Raw genomic sequence first — 17,731 nt, 5'->3', positions numbered from 1 at the left:
CTCGCGGAGTGTGCGCAGAGCGCGCGGAAAGACTCACGCCTGGAGTGCCCTACGTCCGTGGGTGGGCTGCTGCCAAGCGCGGCGCCGACGACCTGGCGCGCGAACTGAACCTTCTCGGCCTGGCCTCCGATTTTCCGGGTCTCAGGCCGGACGTGAACGTATCCGGTGACGGCCTGGTCTGCATCGGTGTTGTCAGGCCGGAGGCGGCCGAGATCCTGGCTCGGCTGATCAGTGCCGGACTGGCCTATGAGATGGCGGAGGGTGTTGCTCCCGCCGATCGTCCGCAGTAGCCGCGGAGAAGACCTTTCGTGGCCGGAGCCTTACGGCGGGCGGCTCACTGATTCCGGTCCCTCTGCCGCCCGGCCGGGACCGGCGCCCCAGCGCCGCAGCCCGGAAGGGCGGCAGGCAGACCGGCGAAGCGCGGTACCGCCGATGGCGGTGACGCCGCACGTGTCTCAACACGCCATTGTTCATTCCAGCAGACTTGGCGAGGATCACAGTGACCCCATCATTACGACCCGCTGACGTGCGCGTTTACAGTCACGTCGAGATGAGCTGCGAGGAATTCCAGGCATTCGTCTCGCTGTGGAGGCCCTCCGAGACCTGCGCCGCGACCGTCTACCTGGAGCCCTTGCTCGCCGGCTGGCTCTCCGGCGGTTCTGGAATCGAGTGCACGGCAGCCAACTACGACCACTTCCTCCAGGCGGTCGTGCTGATCATCGACGCGATCCTGTCGGGCCGTCTCAGCCTCGACTACCACGGCCCCCACGCCGAGCCCTACCGGCGCTTCCTGGCCGGCCTGCACGACCCCAACGTCGGCGGCAACGTGCTCAGCCGCATGGGCTTCGACTACATCGTCCGGCAGACCGAGAAGGGGCGCGGCTCCGAAGTATCCTGAGGCTTGGTACGCACGCAAGGCCGCTGTCCGCTCGGCAAAACTGGCCGAACTAGTTTGGAAGACGAGTGCGGTGGCCTCGTGCTGACCTCGTACGGCCCCGTACGGGGCCTCCGGGGCCTCCGGGGCGTCCGGCCCGCTGTTCCCCGTGAGACCCCGCCACGCACCCGTCAGACGGGCACGCGGCGGGCACGCGGGGCGCGCCGGCTACTCGTCGTCCTCGAACTCCTCGGCGGCGGGCGACACCCACGCCTGCCGGGCTCGGTCCGCTCGCCACGCCTCTTCGACCTTGGCCCGCGCGGCGGGGTCCTGGCACTCGACGGTGTGTGCGGGTATCACCATGTCGTCCGGCATGGGTTCGAGCCCGCCGACGCGCACCGCGATCATGGCGACGGGATGGACCGAGTGCCGAGCGGGAACCGTCAGCACCCGCCATCGGAAGCGGTGTGGCACTTCCTTGGCCCGCATGGGCACGGTCGAGAGGTTCACCCAGCGGTCGTAGTTGGTGGGCATCACGCGCACTTCCATCCCGCACTTGGGGCACCCCTCGGGCTCGATCCAACCCAGGTTCTCCGGATCGGGTTCGGCCCTCGGACTGTCCGTCGCCCCGTCGATCTCCGCCAGCTTATTGGCCAACCGGTTCCAACAGGGTTCACACTGCACCACGTCCAGCGGCAAGACCCCTCGCGCGTACGCCGGCCGCCCCGGATCGCGGCACTCCTCGCACACAAGCTGCTGATCGGTGCGGTCTCTACCCATACATTCGAGTGTCAGCACTCATGCACGGAACGTAGTAGGCGAGAATTGGCCCACTCGACCCCCAGATCATCGGTCAAGGGTTTCCGCAGGTCAGATGCCTTCGGGGGTCCGATCGGTCGTTCGCGCGAGCTGAGGGTTGTCGGCCGGGGGCACAGCGCGTGGTGCCAAAGTGGTCCCAGTCGTATGGGTTCGACTTCCGTATACAGGGCCAGTCCGAGAAGGGGAGGGTGCGGGCAGGACGAGTGGTACGGTGTGATGCGTCGTCAGTTGAGGTCAGGGGTTTGTGGGGCGGGTTCAATTCCCGCATGGTTGTTCGTGATGCTCGTTTTGGTCGCAGTAGGTCTGAATTACGGAATCCAGGTCCTGAAAAGCAGCAATCCGGAATCCGGTAGTCCAACTTCGAACGAAAGGAGCTCATCATGATTAAATTCAAGATGCTAGTGATCGCAGGTATGGAAACGACCCAAGCGATCATCACGAATTTCCTTGCTGGCGCACCCCTTACCTGAGCTGACGAACAAGGCCTCGCATGGAATACATGTGAGGCCTTCGTGTTTTGTGCCCCTCGATGCGAACTACGGGCGTGACAGTCGTCGAGGTGTGCGGGCCTGGTCAACTGGCCGGTGAGGGCATCCTTTGGCCGTTGCCGGTCGCAGTAGTTGCTGTACTTCGCTGCTGTACAGCACCGGTTTGGAGGACGAGTACTTCGGCTCCGAGCTGACCTCGTACGGCCTCGTAAAGCATCTTTGGGCTTTCCGACAGGGCACATGGGCGGCACGTGAAGCCCGTCCTTTAACTGTCTTTGTGAGCTGCGCCAACGGGTGAGGCGCCGTCAGGGACTTGCGGATCCTGGGAAACGACCACTGCGTTTTCCAATGGCTCGGTAACCCGTCGGCCCTCTTCCTTGAGGCGGAGAAGCTTCGCGTGTCCAGCATCGAGGACGAGGATCATCGCAGCGAGCACGAAGCGCGTAACGTCCGGCCAAGGCCGTTGGGCCACTTCGGGTTGGTCCAGGAGCGCGGCATCCCGCAAGCGCGGGCTAAGGCAGTTGACGAGCTCGACCTCATCTGACTGGCTGAGGGCCGCATCCAGGCGGTGCGCGATCTTGTTCCGGAGTGCATTGACCTTTAGGTAAGCCGGAACGTCGTCCTTCTCCAGGACCCCGTGCGCCGCAGCGAGGCTGAGCTTCTGCGGGTACGTGAAGCGGCCAAAGTCAACCCGATCAGGGAACGGGACGACGGCGGAGAGGTATTGGATCAGTCGAGCCTCTATCCACAGATGACCACGCAAGATCAACTCAAGTGGTGAGCCGCTGTTGAGGTCCGCTAGGAATTCCGTCGGAGTTTCGTCAGGCATGGGGTTAGGTTACGCACGAACCGTCACCTGTATGTCCGATTTTTTTGCGGGCCGGCCTCGCGCCCATCTTCCTCTCCCATCCCGTCTGCCGTCGGCCCGCACTCCTGTGGAGCGGGCGTGGTTCAGGGCGTCAAGGTGGAGCGCCCTGCTGGACGAACGACCTTGACGCCCTGGGCCGCGTCTGCTCGGCTTGCCCGGGTCGATGGCAGGTGGGATGGGAGCACCCACCCTGACCACGACGAACGCGCGGACGCCGGCGGGTGAGGGCCCATCTCGGAGCCTGAGCGCCCCCGCCGGAGGCATCGTCTTGACCTCGGCTGTGCGGTATCACCTCATCCCCTCCGGGCCACCCCGTCGCGGGCGCGCGGCGGCGAGGCGGCGCCGAGCGGGCCGAAGGCAGGAGCGTGGGCGCAAGCCGCAGCCGGGAAGCGCGCCCGGCGGAGCGGTAGCGGAGCCGGGAGCCTTGAAGACGTAGAGAAAGTTTGAGCCAGGGCGGTGCTGGGGTCAGAGGGGGTAGGCAAGTTCCAGGTCGTCGCCGGGGAGCTGGAACTCCTCCAGGGCGAGGGGCTTGTCGTCCTGGTTGAGGGTGAGGCGGAGGATGGTCAGGACCGGGACGCCTTCGGGGAGGCGGAGGGCTTGGGCCTGGTCGGGGAGAGGCATCCGGGGGCGCAAGTATTCGGTGAAGTGGAGCTCGTGGCCCAGGTCGGTCAGCGCTGTGTAGAGGTCCGGCGCCGGCGGGGGCGGCTCTTCCTCGTACTTCGTGCCGACCAGGATGGAGAACGGCACGTAAGTGCGGTGGAGCTGGCGGAGGCGGCCCGGCTCCGCCGTCTGCAACGAGTCGTACGTGAACAACGGCTCACCTGGCGGGATGCGTAGGAGGTCGGCCACGGCGAGCGGGGCGTCCGTGCGGGTGGCGACCGGTTCCTCGGCGTTGAGCCAGTGGATGCCATCTGCCTCGGCGTAGCTGCCGTCCCTCGTCCGTCGCACGCCGCGGGGGCGGCTGTGGCTGGGGCGGCTGTGCGGCGAGCGGGCGAACGTACCGCGGCCCATGATGGCCTCGACTAGTCCTGACGCGCGCAGCTCAGTGAGGCCCTGGCGGACGGTTGGGCGCGTCACGCCGAACTGCTTCGCCAGTGCCTCTTCGGAGGGGAGCGGCTGGCCGGCGGGATACGTCCCGTCCAGGATGCCACGGCGCAGGTAGTCCGCGATCTGGCGGTACTTCGGCTGCGTGTTCTCCGCTGGCATCGGGCCTCCGTTGCGTTCGGTCGTACTTGCTCGCGCGCAAGCAAGTAGAGCGCTTACTAGCTCGCGAGCAAGTAGCGTCCCGCATCTCGAATCACTTGACAACCCGTACTACGGGTCGCACTCTGGACTCTCGACCCGTACTACGGGTTGTCAATCAGAGTCGGCGTACGCCGACTCACCCCCGATGACAGAGGAGTTCAGAGAAGTGGCAAGCCTTCCGATCGACACCACCAAGTACACGGCGATCATCTGCGCGGTGCCCCCGGCTCCGCGTGTCGCCAACCGTGAGACCGGGCAGCTTCGGGTCGACCGCGACACCGGCCGGACGGTCTTTCAGGTCGGCCTGTGCCTCATGTCCGCCGGGTCCGCGGACGTAGTGAATGTGAGCGTGGCGGGGGAGCCGAGCGGTGTGCAGCTCGGGATGCCGGTGCACGTGCGGGATCTCGTGGCCACGCCGTGGGAGAACGACGGTCGGCACGGAGTCGCCTTCCGGGCCGCGGAGATTCTGCCGTTCTCGGCCCCGTCGGCTCCTGCGCCGACCGGCAAGGGGGCCGGTCAGTGACGAATCACGCCGCCTTATCCGCCGGGCACGCTGCCGCGACCCTCGTCTTCACGGGCGGCCTCGCGCTGGTGACCGGCCTCATCATCGCTGGGCCCGCCCTGCGCCGCCGATACCCGGCGGCATGGTGGCTCCTCGTCTGCTTCCCCGTCGCGTGCGTACGCATCAGCCGTACGTGGCGGCCCTTGATGGCCGGGTGCGGGCTGGCGGTGAGCCGTAAGGCAGCGCTGACCGTCGTGTCCGGCCTCGTGGGCAACGGCGCGCCTCCGCCACAACCGCGGGTTCCCCGGCGCGGGACCGTACGCCCCACGGCAGGCGGCTTCTGGTTCGTCGTACGCCTTCTCCCTGGACAGATACCGCAGGACTTCGCCAAGGCGGCGCCGGCCTTCGCCGAGACCTGGCTCGTACACGCCGTACGCGTCACGGCGTGGAAACCCGGCTTCATACGGATCTCGGCCTCGGCTGCCGATCCGCTCAACGAACCGCGCCTGCCCGCGACCCGAAGCGGTGATCGTCTCCTGAGCGTTGCTGTTGGCGTGCTGGAAACCGGCGCCCGCTGGGTGATCGACCTTCGCCAGATACCCCATTGGCTCATCGTGGGAGCCACACGCTCGGGCAAGTCGACCCTGATCAACGCACTCGTTGCCGGGCTGGCACCGCAACCGGTCGCCCTCGTCGGAATTGACTGCAAAGGCGGCATGGAGCTGTCACTGTACGGACCCCGGCTCTCCGCTCTGGCCACCAACCGCACGCAGGCGGTGACGCTGTTATCTGCTCTCGTCAGCCTCACGCAGGAGCGCATGGCGATATGCCGGGCGGCACACGTCCGGAACGTCTGGGGGCTGCCGGAGGAGAAGCGGCCTGTCCCGGTCGTCGTCATCGTGGACGAGTTGGCGGAGTTGTTCCTTATTGCCAACCGCACGGAGAAGGACGAGGCGCACGCGGCCGGTACGGCGCTCATCCGGCTCGCCCAACTCGGCGCCGCGCTCGGCGTGTTCCTCATCGTGGCGGGTCAGAGAGTCGGCTCCGACCTCGGACCGGGAGTGACTGCCCTGCGCGCCCAACTCGGCGGCCGGGTCTGCCATCGGGTCGCCGATCCCGGTACAGCGGAGATGGCCCTTGGCGACCTCAACCCCGATGCCCTCAAGGCCGCCCAAGCCATCCGCCCCGACCAGGCCGGCACCGCCGTACTCGCCTCTGGCGACGGCTGGGAACGCGCCCGCTCCCACCTGATCTCTGAGACGGACGCGGAATCAACGGCCGCCGCGTACGCGCACCTGACGCCGTACCTCACCGAACTGCACGACCCAGTAAGCGACTTCGGCTCAGCCAAGGGCACCGGCGCGACCGCCGTCCTGGAACGCCTCGACCGCGACGACGACGTCTGAGAGGGGGCGAACCGTGCTGGTGTCCGTGTCGGCGGTCCTACTGCTCGGCCTCCTCATCTGGTTTCTTCTGCGAATCCACTATCTGCGGCTACCGGACGTCCTGATCAGCGGAATCTTCGGGTTCCTGCTCGCTGCGACCGGTGCGGCCCCACTCGTCACCACCGCGCTGACCGGCCTGAGCACCTTCCTCGGCCAACTGCGCTTCTGACCAAGCCTCCCCGCACGACGAAGGGGACAGCCATGCCCAGATCAAGACCCGCGTGCATACACGCGAACGGCTCCCAGCGGGGCGCGAAGTCGCCAAACCCGACCCCGCCAGGAGCCCACTCCATCCGCCACATGAGCAGTGAAAGGAGCACTCACACTGTGTCCACCGCCAACCGCCCGCGCAAGTTGCGCCCGCCTGAGTGCGAGTTGCGGGAGCCGGAACGACCGACGTGCGACGGCCGGGAACAGGTCGTCATGGTCGGCCTCGATGGCTTTGAACGTTGGTTGTGCCCGGCGCACGCCGCCGCACTCTGGCTGACCGACCCCACGCTGAGGTTCAGCGCAAAGACCCGTCCGGAAGCCATCACGGCTGTCATGTGGCAGGCGTTCGGGGGCGGTCGCCGATGAACGCGACTCCGAAGAGCGTCGCCTCACTCGTCGCCATGGCGGCAGAGCCCGACTTCGCGGCCTGGCGCCGGAACATCGTCCGTCTCAACGGCTGCGCCAATCCGATTCATCTCGTCGGGCAGTCGGCGTTCATTGACCCGCGCACAGGCGAGGTGCTGTGGACGCATGACTCGCAGACGTACGGCGGGCGCCTCCTGGTCGCGTGCGGCAATCGTCGGGCGAGCGTCTGCTCGGCCTGCGCGCGAACGTACCGGGCCGACACGTACTACCTGATCCGGGCCGGGCTCGTCGGCGGCAAGTCGACTCCTGTCGTCGTGGCGGGGCGCCCGCGGGTCTTCGTCACGCTGACGGCTCCGGGCTTCGGGTCGGTACACACTCGACGTGAACGGGATGGCCGACAGCGTCGGTGTCGTCCGCGTCGGTCGGGGGAGCAGTGTTCGCACGGCGAATCGGTCGGCTGCCACATGCATCACGCGTCGGACGATCCTCGCCTCGGCGAGCCACTGTGTCCGCGGTGCTACGACTACGCGGGGGCTGTCCTGTGGCAAGTCCACGCGGGTGCTCTCTGGCACCGCTTCGCCCTAGAGCTACGCCGCGAGCTTGCCCGTCGAGTCGGTATGTCGCGCGCGCAGTTGGGGGAGTCGGTCCGGCTCTCGTACGCCAAGGTGGCGGAGTACCAGCGGCGCGGCCTGATCCACTTCCACGCGGTGGTTCGGCTGGACGGTCCGGACGGGCCGGAGACGGCTCCGCCCGGATGGGCGACTACCGCTCTCCTGACCGACGCGATTCTCACCGCGGCTGGACTGGTACGCCTGGCCGCACCGGGTGCGCGCGTCATTGGCCCGCGGTTGCTCCGCTTCGGCTCTCAGGCCGACGTACGGACCATCGCCGAATTCGCCACGGGGCAACTGACCGCGGGGGCCGTGGCGGGATACATCGCCAAGTACGCCACCAAGGGCGCCGAGGCCGCCGGCGCCGTCGACGGCCGTATCCACCGGGCGCGTGACCTGGTCCTCTTGCCGGTACGTCCTCACGTGCTGCGCATGATCGCCACCTGCTGGTGGCTGGGCAGCCTGCCCGACTTCGAACCGCTCGGACTGCGCCGCTGGGCCCACATGCTCGGTTACGGCGGCCACTTTTCCACCAAGTCCCGGCTGTACTCCACCACGCTCACGGCTCTGCGGCGGGACCGTGCCGACCACCGTGCGGCGGAGCAGCGGGACGCCCTCGGCCTTGGCGAAGGCCCGGTCGTGACGGCGGGAGAGTGGCGCTATGCCGGGCGTGGCTATTCGCCGGCGGCGGCCCTTATTGCGGCTTCGGTGCGGGAGGGCGGTGAACGTCATGGGGCGTGAGCGCGTGACAGGGCTGCTGACCGTGCGGGAGGTTCTGGACGAGCTGGGCGGGATCTCCCGGCGCACTTTCTACCGCTGGCGCGAGCTGGGCACCGCCCCGGCGTGCATCCGGCTGCCGAACGGCGAGTTGCGGGTCCGGCGGTCTGCGCTGAGCGCATGGCTGGACGAGCGGGCGGAGGGCACGGCGTGAAGTCGTACAAAGTCTCCGTCTGGAAGATCAGCGTCAACAAGACGACGAAGAAGCCCACGTACGTGGTCCGGTGGGTGGTCGACGGCCAGCCGTTCGGGGAGTCGCACAAGACCAATGCGCTCGCTGATCGGTTCCGCGCGAAGCTCCTCCGTGCCGTCGAGAAGGGAGAGCCCTTCGACACGGTGTCAGGGCTGCCAGATGCGCTCCGCAGGGGTGCGGCTGCGCTGTCCTTCCTCGACCTGGCGGTGAAGTACCTCGACCACCGGTGGGCGGAGGCGTCGGCCAAACACCGCGACAGCATGACCGATGCCCTGGCCGGAGTCGTACCGGTGCTGGTCAAGCCCGCACGTGGGCGGCCGTCACCCGAGGTACTGCGGCGGGCACTGCGCTCGCATCTGTTGCCTCCGTCACGGCGGGATCATGAGCGGCCGGAGGAGATCGTCTCTGCGCTGGCGTGGATCGAAAAGGCTTCGCTGCCGGTCGTGGAACTGTTGGAGGTCGCTCGCGTCCATGAGCTGATCGACGCGCTCGGGCGGAAGCTCGACGGCAAGCCGGCGGCCACTCAGACGTACCGGCGTCGGCGTGCCGTGGTTTTCAATGCGCTGGAGTACGCGGTCGAACTGGAGGCGCTGTCGTCCAACCCGCTCACTCGCGTACGTCGGAAGCGCGGGAAGCGGGCGGTCCAAGAGGTTGACCGGCGAGTGGTGGTCAATCCCCGGCAGGCGGGCGAACTGCTGACGGCCGTGACCTACGTAGGGGCATATGACCGGGCCAGCGGTCGGCGCCTGCGGGCCTTCTTCGGCTGTCTCTACTACGCGGCCGTGCGGCCCGCTGAAGCGCTCGGCCTGCGCCGGTCGGATTGCACGCTGCCCCGGACCGGGTGGGGCCGCCTGGAACTGGCCGAGACGCGGCCGACCGCCGGTAAGTCGTGGACGGACTCCGGCGAGGCCCACGACCGGCGGGGCCTCAAACAGCGCGCGGCGGAAGAGGTCCGGACGGTGCCGATTCCGCCACCGCTCGTGCGGATGCTCTTGGAGCACGTAGAGGAGTTCGGGACGGCGGACGACGGACGGCTGTTCCAGAGTGAGTACGGCAACGTCGTGGCCGCCTCGTCGTACTCCCGCGTCTGGAAGCGGGCGCGGGAACTGGCGCTCTCGCCCGGCCAAGTCCGTTCGGTGATGGCAGCCCGGCCGTACGACCTGCGCCACGCGGGCGTCTCGCAGTGGCTCAACTCCGGCGTCCCTGCACCAGAGGTCGCCGCCCGCGCGGGCCACTCGGTGGACGTGTTGTTGAAGATCTACGCCAAGTGCATCGACGGCCAGGAAACCGAGATGAACGAACGGATCATGCGCGGCCTGGGAGAAGGAAGGGAGGGGGCGGAGGAGTGACGATCCACGCCAGTCGAATGGCGTGGACAGCGCGGGCCCCGGAAAAATCCGGGGCCCGTTTCGTTGTGCGGAAGAGGGCGCATGACGTGCTGAAACGTCATCCAAGATCAACACGTCATTACAACGTGATCACTGGCAAACGGCTGCCGCAAGCCGCCTCCGGCTGCGCAAACGCAAAGACCCCGACCTCAGCGTTGACGCTGGTGGCGGGGTCTTTAGGCACCTTCTTCAAGGTGCCCCCGGCAGGATTCGAACCTGCGCACACGGCTCCGGAGGCCGTTGCTCTATCCCCTGAGCTACGGGGGCGACGGGAAGAACATTAGCAGGTTGGGGGAGGGGGGCTGGACAGGGTTTCGGCGGGGGAGGGGAGGTGGGGGGTGCTGGGGGGAGGGGGGTTCACCCGTGGCGGGGAAGAAATGGGCAAAACGCGGACGCATCGAGAGGGGCACGCCTACTCTTCGAGGTGTGGCGGGTGCGTCCGGCCGGGTGCTTGTTGTGGATGACAACAAGGTGATCCGGCAACTGATCAGGGTCAACCTGGAGCTGGAGGGCTTCGAGGTCGTGACCGCGGCTGATGGTGCCGAGTGCCTGGAGATCGTGCACAGTGTGCGGCCGGATGTGGTGACGCTGGATGTGGTCATGCCGCGGCTGGACGGGGTACGGACGGCGGCGCGGCTGCGGGCGGACCCGGATCCGGAGACGCGGCGCGTGGGCATCGTCATGGTGAGCGCCGGGTCCCTGCCGGAGGGGACGGGCGGGGTGGACGCCTATGTCGCGAAGCCCTTCGAGCCCGCCGATCTGGTCGAGACCGTACGCGGGCTGGTCCGGCGCGGCCCCGTGCCCCCCGAGCCCCGCGGGCAGACCGCTTCCGCACCCGGTTCCGCGTAAGCCCGGTTCCATAAGTGAGGGCTGGGAGACCGCGCCCGCCCCCCCCGCGGAGCCAGGGCCCCCGAGGCCCCGGGGGAAAACCCGGTCGCCCCGGGCCCCACCCCCTCGCCTAGGCTTTGCCGCGTGACCCCCGCTGAGCTGTCCCGCACCGTGCTGAGTACGGTGCGCCGTGCCGTCGCGGCGGGGGAGCTGGGGGTGGAGGTGCCGGAGCGGGTCGTGGTGCAACGGCCGCCGCGGCCGGGGTGCGGGGACTACGCGACGAACGTGGCGTTGCAGCTCGCGGGAGCCGCGGGGCGCCCGCCGCGGCAGGTCGCGGAGATCCTCAGCAGGCGGCTCAGCGCCGAGCCCGGCATCGCGCTGGTCGAGATCGCGGGCCCCGGCTTCCTCAACATCACCCTCGACGCGCGGGCGTACGCGGACGTCGTACGGCAGGTGCGCGCCCAGGGCCCGGAGTACGGGACCGGGGACGGCCTGGCCGGTGAGGCCGGCAGCGTGGCCGCGGAGGACGGCGCCGTACGCGCCCAGGCCGTCGCCGAGGCCGTGAACCGACTGCTGCGCGCCGCGGGCGCCGCGCCCGGAGCCGCCGAAGAACGGGTGACGGCGGCCGAACCCCAGGACGACCCCTCCGCCCGCCTCGGCCCCGACGCCGCCCGCTGGTCGCTGCTCCGGCCGCCCGCCGAGGACCCGCCCCGTACGGATGGCACGTTCCTCGCGCAGCGCGAGAGCAACCCGCTCTTCCGTATCCGCTACGCCCACGCCCGCACCCGCGCGCTGCTCCGTAACGCCCATGACCTGGGCGTGGAGATCGAGAGCACGGTGGACGACCCGTACCACCACCCCGCGGAGACCGAACTGCTCGGCCTGATCGCCGACTTCCCCCGCGTCGTCGAGACCGCCGCACGGCGTCGCGCGCCCGACCGGCTCGCCCGCCATCTGGAACGGCTGGCCGACGCCTTCCTCCGCTTCCACGACGAGTGCCCCGCGCTGCCGAAGGGCGACGAGAAACCCTCGGCCGTCCACGCCGCCCGGATCCGGCTCGCCGACGCCACCGGCATCGTGCTCGCCAACGGCCTCCACCTCCTCGGCATCAGCGCACCCGACCGCGTCTGACGTCCGGGAGCCCGAGAGCCCGGAACCCGGGAGCCCGTGAGCCCGCTGAACGAGACCAGGCCGGCGAAGCTGCCGCCCAAACCGCCCAAGACCCCACAAAGCCGCACACCTACGATCTGCGAAGAAAGACGACACCGTGAGCCGTTCCGCACACCCCGCCGGGCCCCGCCACGCCGACGTGCTGCCCGAGGGCCACTACGCCGCCCCGCCCGCCGACCTCAACACCCTCGACACCCGCGTCTGGTCCCGTACCGTCACCCGCAACGCCGACGGCGCCGCCGAAGTCGGCGGCCTGGACGTGCGCGCGCTCGCCGAGGAATTCGGCACGCCCGCGTACATCCTGGACGAGGCGGATTTCAGGGCCCGCTGCCGCGCGTGGCGGGCGGCCTTCGGCCACGGCGCGGACGTCTTCTACGCGGGCAAGGCGTTCCTGTCCCGCGCGGTCGTGAAGTGGCTGCACGAGGAGGGGCTGAATCTGGACGTCTGCTCCGGTACGGAGCTGGCGGTGGCGCTGGACGCGGGGATGCCCGCGGAGCGGATCGCGCTGCACGGCAACAACAAGTCCACCGCGGAGATCGAGCGCGCGGTGGAGACCGGCGTCGGCCGGATCGTGCTGGACTCGTTCCAGGAGATCGCCAGGGTCGCCGCGGAGGCGGACCGGCAGGGCAAGCGGCAGCGCGTGCAGATCCGGGTCACGGTCGGCGTCGAGGCGCACACCCACGAGTTCATCGCGACCGCGCACGAGGACCAGAAGTTCGGTCTGGCGCTCGCGGGCGGGCAGGCCGCGGAGGCGGTCCGCCGGGTGCTGAAGCTGGAGAGCCTCGAACTGGTCGGCATCCACAGCCACATCGGCTCGCAGATCTTCGACATGGCCGGCTTCGAGGTGGCCGCGCGCCGCGTCGTGTCGCTGCTCGCGGAGGTACGCGACGAGCACGGCGTCGAACTGCCCGAGATCGACCTCGGCGGCGGCCTCGGCATCGCGTACACCACCGACGACGACCCGCGCGAGCCGCAGGAGATCGCCAAGGCGCTCGGCGAGATCGTCACCCGCGAGTGCGAGGCGGCCCGGCTCGCGGTGCCCCGGCTCTCGGTCGAGCCGGGCCGCGCGATCGTCGGACCGACCGCCTTCACGCTGTACGAGGTCGGCACGATCAAGCCGCTGGACGGCCTGCGCACGTACGTCAGCGTCGACGGCGGCATGTCGGACAACATCCGCACCGCGCTCTACGACGCCGAGTACAGCGTCTCGCTGGTGTCCCGTACGAGTGACGCCGAGCCGATGCTCAGCCGGGTCGTCGGCAAGCACTGCGAGAGCGGCGACATCGTCGTCAAGGACGCCTTCCTCCCCGCCGACCTGGCGCCCGGCGACCTGCTCGCCGTACCGGCCACCGGCGCGTACTGCCGGGCCATGGCCAGCAACTACAACCACGCGCTGCGTCCCCCGGTGGTCGCCGTCACCGACGGCCGGGCGCGGGTGATCGTCCGCCGCGAGACGGAGGAGGATCTGCTGCGCCTGGACGTCGGTTGAGGCGATTCGGCAGTGTACGGAGCCGGTGACGCGTAATCTCACGGGCCGAACGCGCTCGGTGACGTGAAATATCGCCGGGTGAACAGCCGGTCTCACTCACCGGACAGGGCGTGGCATCTCCCGTCCGGTGAGTGAGACTGGTTCCCATCCAAGAGCTGTACGGACCCCGGGTCCGCACGGAGCTGTACGAGAGACGAGGTCGGATGATGCGTACGCGTCCGCTGAAGGTGGCGCTGCTGGGCTGTGGAGTGGTCGGCTCAGAGGTCACGCGCATCCTCACGACGCAGGGCGCCGACCTCGCCGCGCGGATCGGCGCCCCCATCGAACTGGCCGGGATCGCGGTACGCCGCCCCAACCGGGTCCGCGAGGGCGTCCCCGCCGAACTCCTCACCACGGACGCGACCGCCCTGGTCAAACGGGGCGACATCGACGTCGTCGTCGAGGTCATCGGCGGCATCGAGCCGGTCCGCACGCTGATCACCACCGCCTTCGAGCACGGCGCGTCCGTGGTCTCGGCGAACAAGGCGCTGCTCGCCGCGGACGGCGCGAATCTGCACGCCAAGGCCGTCGAGCACGGTGTCGACCTGTACTACGAGGCCGCCGTCGCCGGAGCGATCCCGCTGATCAGGCCGCTGCGCGAGTCGCTCGCGGGCGACAAGGTCAACAAGGTGCTGGGCATCGTCAACGGCACGACGAATTTCATCCTCGACAAGATGGACTCCACCGGCGCCGGGTACAGCGAGGCGCTGGACGAGGCCACCGCGCTCGGATACGCGGAGGCCGACCCGACCGCCGACGTCGAGGGCTTCGACGCCGCCGCGAAGGCCGCGATCCTCGCCGGAATCGCCTTCCACACCCGCGTGACCATCGACGACGTGCACCGCGAGGGCCTCACCGAGGTCACCGCAGCCGACATCGCGTCCGCGCGGAAGATGGGCTGCACGGTGAAGATGCTCGCCATCTGCGAGCGCCGCCCCGACGGGCGCTCGGTGACCGCGCGCGTCCACCCCGCGATGATCCCGCTCACCCACCCGCTGGCCTCGGTGCGCGAGGCGTACAACGCGGTCTTCGTCGAGGCGGAGGCGGCCGGGCGGCTGATGTTCTACGGTCCTGGTGCGGGCGGCGCACCCACCGCCTCCGCCGTCCTCGGCGATCTGGTGGCCGCCTGCCGCAACAAGCTGGCGGAGACCACCGGCGCCGGCGAGTCCGCGTACACGCGACTGCCGGTGAGCCCGATGGGCGATGTGGTCACCCGCTACCACATCAGCCTCGACGTGGCGGACAAACCGGGCGTCCTCGCGCAGGTCGCGACGGTCTTCGCCGAGCACGACGTGTCCATCGACACGGTGCGGCAGCAGGGCAAGGACGGGGAAGCCTCCCTTGTCGTCGTCACTCACCGCGCGCTCGACTCCGCCCTCTCGGCGACGGTCGCCAGCCTGCGGAAACTCGACACCGTACGCGGCGTCGCCAGCATCATGCGTGTGGAAGGGGAGTAGGGCCCGCTATGAACAGCACCATGGACAACGGAACCGTCGACCGGCCCCGGATGTCGGGCACCCACCAGTGGCGCGGCATCATCGAGGAGTACCGGGACCGGCTGCCGGTCGCCCCGGACGCCCCGGTGGTCACGCTGCTGGAGGGTGGCACCCCGCTGGTCCCCGCCCAGCTCCTGTCCGAGCTGACCGGCTGTGACGTCTTCCTGAAGGTCGAGGGCGCCAACCCCACCGGCTCCTTCAAGGACCGGGGCATGACCATGGCCATCTCCAAGGCCAAGGAAGAGGGCGCGCAGGCCGTCATCTGCGCCTCGACCGGCAACACCTCGGCGTCGGCCGCCGCCTACGCGGTGCGCGCGGGCATGGTCTGCGCGGTGCTGGTGCCGCAGGGCAAGATCGCGCTCGGCAAGATGGGCCAGGCGCTGGTGCACGGCAGCCGCATCCTCCAGGTCGACGGCAACTTCGACGACTGCCTCGACCTGGCGCGCGGGCTGAGCGAGAAGTACCCGGTGGCGCTGGTCAATTCGGTCAACCCGGCCCGTATCGAGGGGCAGAAGACCGCCGCCTTCGAGATCGTCGACGCGCTCGGCGCCGCCCCCGACATCCACCTCCTCCCGGTCGGCAACGCGGGCAACATCACCGCGTACTGGAAGGGCTACAGCGAATACGCGGCGGACGGTGTGTCCGCCTCGCGTCCGCGCATGTGGGGCTTCCAGGCGCACGGCGCCGCGCCGATCGTCAACGGCGCGCCCGTACGTCAGCCGCAGACGATCGCCACCGCGATCCGGATCGGCAACCCCGCGTCCTGGCAGCAGGCGGAGCGGGCCCGCGACGAGTCCGGCGGCCTCATCGAGGCCGTGACCGACCGTCAGATCCTGTCCGCCTACCGGCTGCTGGCCGCGAAGGAGGGTGTCTTTGTCGAGCCCGCCTCCGCCGCCTCGGTCGCCGGGCTGCTCAAGGCCCGCGAGGAGGGCAAGGTGGATCCCGGTCAGCGGATCGTCTGCACGGTCACCGGGAACGGGCTCAAGGATCCCGGGTGGGCCGTGGAGGGTGCCCCGCAGCCGGTGATTGTGCCGGTCGACGCCGATGCCGCCGCGCAGCGGCTCGGGCTGGTCTGAGCCGGGCCCTCCCCGGGCTCGCCGTCATGGGGAAAGCGTGCCGCAGGCACGGGGCGCACGGGGGAGGGGCGACACGCATCACGCGCTCTTCGTGCGCCCTATGTCGCAGGAGAACCTTCCTTCGATAGGCTTACCTCAGCGGCACCGCAGTGTGCCCGACTCCGGCAGTTGCCAATGGGCAGTGCCTCCCCCGCCCCGCCGCCCGGCGATGAAGCCGCGCCCGCAGGGCGAACCGTACGAGGAGATTCGTCGAACGATGGCCGGTCCCGCGTTCCGCGCCGCCGCTGTACGAGTGCGCGTCCCCGCGACCAGCGCCAATCTGGGCCCCGGTTTCGACGCCTTCGGCCTGGCGCTGGGACTGTACGACGACGTCGTGGTCCGCGTCGCCGACTCCGGCCTGCACGTGGACATCGCGGGCGAGGGCGCCGACACCCTGGCCAGGGACGAGAAGCACCTGGTCGTACGGTCGTTGCGGACCGCTTTCGACCTGCTGGGCGGTCAGCCGCGCGGCCTCGAAGTGGTGTGCGCCAACCGCATTCCGCACGGCCGTGGCCTCGGTTCGTCCTCCGCCGCCATCTGCGCGGGCATCATCGCAGCCCGCGCGGTGACGATAGGCGGCCCCGCCGTACTCGACGACATCGCACTGCTGGAGCTGGCCACCGAGATCGAGGGCCACCCCGACAACGTCGCCGCCTGCCTGATGGGCGGCTTCACCCTGGCGTGGACCGAGGGCGGCGCGGCCCGCGCGATCCGGCTGGACCCGGCGCGCTCGCTGGTCCCCGTGGTGTTCGTGCCCGCCACCCCCCTGCTCACCGAGACCGCCCGCGGGCTGCTGCCGCGTACCGTCCCGCATGTGGACGCCGCTGCCAACGCGGGCCGGGCCGCGCTGCTGGTGGAGGCGCTCACCCGGCGCCCCGAGCTGCTGCTGCCCGCCACCGAGGACCGCCTGCACCAGGACTACCGCGGGCCCGCCATGCCCGAGAGCCTGGCGCTGGTGAACCGGCTGCGCGCCGACGGCGTACCGGCCGTGATCTCCGGTGCGGGACCCACGGTGCTGGCGCTCACCGAGGAGGGCGCCGCCGACAAGGTCACCCGGTTCGCCGGCGAGGGCTGGGCGGCCAACCGTCTGGCGCTCGACACGGCCGGAGCCAGTGTTCTGCCGCTCGCAGGGGGGCAGTGACACGATTGCCGGTCGTAGAGAGGGGGAATGTTTGTCGGATCCGGTAGTGTTAACCTCAAGCCTGCATTCGACGCCCAATGGGCGCGATGCACTGTGTCCCTTCCGTGGGACCGCTTATCTTCCGGGAGCCTCCCACACCGCATAGGCAGCAGTCCTGCGCAGTGTCGAGCACGCTCCGGAGTCGGCACCAGAACACTTGTCGTGCCGAGCCCCGAATGTATTTTGCCGCCGTCAGGCGGACCACCGCCCCGGATCTGAGCAGCGGAAACGCCCAGATCCGGACAGCACGACCGGTCGCCGAGCCAGACAGGCCGACGTCCGCTCCAGGGAAGGACCCTTCGTGAGCGACACCACCGATCTGATGGGCGTGCGCGCAGAGAACTCTGTTGCCGCGTCCGATGCCGACGCGCCTGCTACCGGTGCTGCCACGGCCAGTGCCTCACGGCGACGCCGGTCCGGGACCGGTCTTGACGGCATGGTCCTGGCCGAGTTGCAGCAGCTCGCCTCCGGTCTCGGTATCAAGGGCACCGCGCGGATGCGCAAGAGCCAGTTGATCGAGACCATCAAGGAGAAGCAGGCGGGCGGCGGCGCCGCAGCGGCCCAGGCCGCCGCGCCCGCGGCAGAGGCCCCCGCGGCCGAGAAGCCCAAGCGCCGCGCGACCTCGCGG

At 69.5% G+C, this 17,731-nt stretch carries 19 protein-coding genes and 1 tRNA gene; 16 read left to right on the top strand and 4 right to left on the bottom strand.

Annotated elements, in window-relative coordinates:
- Window positions 1-44 precede the first annotated feature (44 nt).
- Together BGM09_RS13540 and BGM09_RS13535 are read left to right on the top strand one after the other, a co-directional pair.
- Window positions 45-290 carry a hypothetical protein gene (locus BGM09_RS13540; protein WP_317452691.1) on the top strand — a complete coding sequence of 82 codons (246 nt, stop codon included), beginning with the start codon at window positions 45-47 and terminating at the stop codon, window positions 288-290.
- Window positions 291-526: 236 nt separating this feature from the next.
- A complete protein-coding gene (locus BGM09_RS13535) occupies window positions 527-898 on the top strand; it encodes a hypothetical protein (RefSeq protein ID WP_188281796.1) in 372 nt (123 codons plus the stop codon).
- Between the two features lie 204 nt (window positions 899-1,102).
- Here the strand turns inward: BGM09_RS13535 and BGM09_RS13530 are convergent, their stop codons facing one another.
- The 3 genes from BGM09_RS13530 to BGM09_RS13520 form a co-directional block, all read right to left on the bottom strand.
- A complete protein-coding gene (locus BGM09_RS13530) occupies window positions 1,103-1,531 on the bottom strand; it encodes a hypothetical protein (RefSeq protein WP_188281795.1) in 429 nt (142 codons plus the stop codon).
- 915 nt (window positions 1,532-2,446) lie between these two features.
- On the bottom strand, window positions 2,447-3,010 hold the full coding sequence (locus BGM09_RS13525) for a hypothetical protein (protein ID WP_188281794.1): 564 nt from the start codon (window positions 3,008-3,010) through the stop codon (window positions 2,447-2,449).
- A 504-nt stretch (window positions 3,011-3,514) separates the two neighbouring features.
- The gene (locus BGM09_RS13520) at window positions 3,515-4,255 is read right to left on the bottom strand and encodes a GntR family transcriptional regulator (protein WP_188281793.1); all 741 of its coding nucleotides are present in this window, start codon (window positions 4,253-4,255) and stop codon (window positions 3,515-3,517) included.
- 205 nt (window positions 4,256-4,460) lie between these two features.
- On the opposite strand from BGM09_RS13520, the gene BGM09_RS13515 reads away from it, so the two are divergent.
- The 7 genes from BGM09_RS13515 (at window position 4,461) to BGM09_RS13485 (ending at window position 9,747) form a co-directional block, all read left to right on the top strand.
- Window positions 4,461-4,817 carry a hypothetical protein gene (locus tag BGM09_RS13515; protein ID WP_188281792.1) on the top strand — a complete coding sequence of 119 codons (357 nt, stop codon included), beginning with the start codon at window positions 4,461-4,463 and terminating at the stop codon, window positions 4,815-4,817.
- A 65-nt stretch (window positions 4,818-4,882) separates the two neighbouring features.
- Complete coding sequence (locus BGM09_RS13510) at window positions 4,883-6,202, top strand: FtsK/SpoIIIE domain-containing protein (protein ID WP_223186847.1); 1,320 nt, start codon at window positions 4,883-4,885, stop codon at window positions 6,200-6,202.
- A gap of 13 nt (window positions 6,203-6,215) precedes the next feature.
- Window positions 6,216-6,410 carry a hypothetical protein gene (locus BGM09_RS13505; protein WP_188281790.1) on the top strand — a complete coding sequence of 65 codons (195 nt, stop codon included), beginning with the start codon at window positions 6,216-6,218 and terminating at the stop codon, window positions 6,408-6,410.
- A 158-nt stretch (window positions 6,411-6,568) separates the two neighbouring features.
- Window positions 6,569-6,817 (top strand): hypothetical protein, encoded by a 249-nt coding sequence (locus tag BGM09_RS13500; RefSeq protein WP_188281789.1) that lies wholly within the window; start codon window positions 6,569-6,571, stop codon window positions 6,815-6,817.
- Window positions 6,814-8,169 carry a replication initiator gene (locus BGM09_RS13495; RefSeq protein WP_188281788.1) on the top strand — a complete coding sequence of 452 codons (1,356 nt, stop codon included), beginning with the start codon at window positions 6,814-6,816 and terminating at the stop codon, window positions 8,167-8,169. The genes BGM09_RS13500 and BGM09_RS13495 overlap by 4 nt, the downstream gene beginning before the upstream one ends.
- The gene (locus BGM09_RS13490; protein ID WP_188281787.1) at window positions 8,159-8,359 is read left to right on the top strand and encodes a helix-turn-helix transcriptional regulator; all 201 of its coding nucleotides are present in this window, start codon (window positions 8,159-8,161) and stop codon (window positions 8,357-8,359) included. Before BGM09_RS13495 ends, BGM09_RS13490 begins: the two co-directional genes overlap by 11 nt.
- Complete coding sequence (locus BGM09_RS13485; protein WP_188281786.1) at window positions 8,356-9,747, top strand: tyrosine-type recombinase/integrase; 1,392 nt, start codon at window positions 8,356-8,358, stop codon at window positions 9,745-9,747. Before BGM09_RS13490 ends, BGM09_RS13485 begins: the two co-directional genes overlap by 4 nt.
- A gap of 234 nt (window positions 9,748-9,981) precedes the next feature.
- Here BGM09_RS13485 and BGM09_RS13480 read toward each other — a convergent pair.
- Window positions 9,982-10,053: transfer RNA gene (locus tag BGM09_RS13480), tRNA-Arg, on the bottom strand.
- A 189-nt stretch (window positions 10,054-10,242) separates the two neighbouring features.
- On the opposite strand from BGM09_RS13480, the gene BGM09_RS13475 reads away from it, so the two are divergent.
- From BGM09_RS13475 to BGM09_RS13445, 7 genes are all read left to right on the top strand, one after another.
- Window positions 10,243-10,635 carry a response regulator transcription factor gene (locus tag BGM09_RS13475; protein WP_391122650.1) on the top strand — a complete coding sequence of 131 codons (393 nt, stop codon included), beginning with the start codon at window positions 10,243-10,245 and terminating at the stop codon, window positions 10,633-10,635.
- A 123-nt stretch (window positions 10,636-10,758) separates the two neighbouring features.
- Window positions 10,759-11,745 carry an ArgS-related anticodon-binding protein NrtL gene (nrtL, locus tag BGM09_RS13470; protein ID WP_188281784.1) on the top strand — a complete coding sequence of 329 codons (987 nt, stop codon included), beginning with the start codon at window positions 10,759-10,761 and terminating at the stop codon, window positions 11,743-11,745.
- Between the two features lie 136 nt (window positions 11,746-11,881).
- Window positions 11,882-13,273: a diaminopimelate decarboxylase gene (gene lysA, locus BGM09_RS13465; protein ID WP_188281783.1), complete on the top strand. Its 1,392-nt coding sequence runs from the start codon at window positions 11,882-11,884 to the stop codon at window positions 13,271-13,273.
- 203 nt (window positions 13,274-13,476) lie between these two features.
- The gene (locus tag BGM09_RS13460) at window positions 13,477-14,769 is read left to right on the top strand and encodes a homoserine dehydrogenase (RefSeq protein WP_188281782.1); all 1,293 of its coding nucleotides are present in this window, start codon (window positions 13,477-13,479) and stop codon (window positions 14,767-14,769) included.
- 20 nt (window positions 14,770-14,789) lie between these two features.
- Window positions 14,790-15,884, top strand: a complete 1,095-nt coding sequence (gene thrC / locus BGM09_RS13455; RefSeq protein ID WP_411158300.1) for a threonine synthase — start codon at window positions 14,790-14,792, stop codon at window positions 15,882-15,884.
- A gap of 256 nt (window positions 15,885-16,140) precedes the next feature.
- Window positions 16,141-17,064: a homoserine kinase gene (gene thrB / locus BGM09_RS13450; protein WP_188281781.1), complete on the top strand. Its 924-nt coding sequence runs from the start codon at window positions 16,141-16,143 to the stop codon at window positions 17,062-17,064.
- A gap of 340 nt (window positions 17,065-17,404) precedes the next feature.
- The coding region (locus BGM09_RS13445; RefSeq protein ID WP_188281780.1) for a Rho termination factor N-terminal domain-containing protein at window positions 17,405-17,731 on the top strand (327 nt) is incomplete at its 3' end.

This window comes from Streptomyces sp. CBMA29, from assembly GCF_014596445.1.
GTDB lineage: Bacteria > Actinomycetota > Actinomycetes > Streptomycetales > Streptomycetaceae > Actinacidiphila.
Note: the sequence above shows the minus strand (reverse complement) of the source record. Positions and strands in the feature narration are given on the sequence as shown.

Excerpts from the sequence above, each read along its gene's own strand:
- BGM09_RS13460 (WP_188281782.1), top strand. The coding sequence starts at position 13,477 with ATGATGCGTACGCGTCCGCTGAAGGTGGCGCTGCTGGGCTGTGGAGTG.
- BGM09_RS13525 (WP_188281794.1), bottom strand. The coding sequence starts at position 3,010 with ATGCCTGACGAAACTCCGACGGAATTCCTAGCGGACCTCAACAGCGGC.
- BGM09_RS13495 (WP_188281788.1), top strand. The coding sequence starts at position 6,814 with ATGAACGCGACTCCGAAGAGCGTCGCCTCACTCGTCGCCATGGCGGCA.
- thrB (WP_188281781.1), top strand. The coding sequence starts at position 16,141 with ATGGCCGGTCCCGCGTTCCGCGCCGCCGCTGTACGAGTGCGCGTCCCC.
- BGM09_RS13490 (WP_188281787.1), top strand. The coding sequence starts at position 8,159 with ATGGGGCGTGAGCGCGTGACAGGGCTGCTGACCGTGCGGGAGGTTCTG.
- thrC (WP_411158300.1), top strand. The coding sequence starts at position 14,790 with ATGGACAACGGAACCGTCGACCGGCCCCGGATGTCGGGCACCCACCAG.
- BGM09_RS13520 (WP_188281793.1), bottom strand. The coding sequence starts at position 4,255 with ATGCCAGCGGAGAACACGCAGCCGAAGTACCGCCAGATCGCGGACTAC.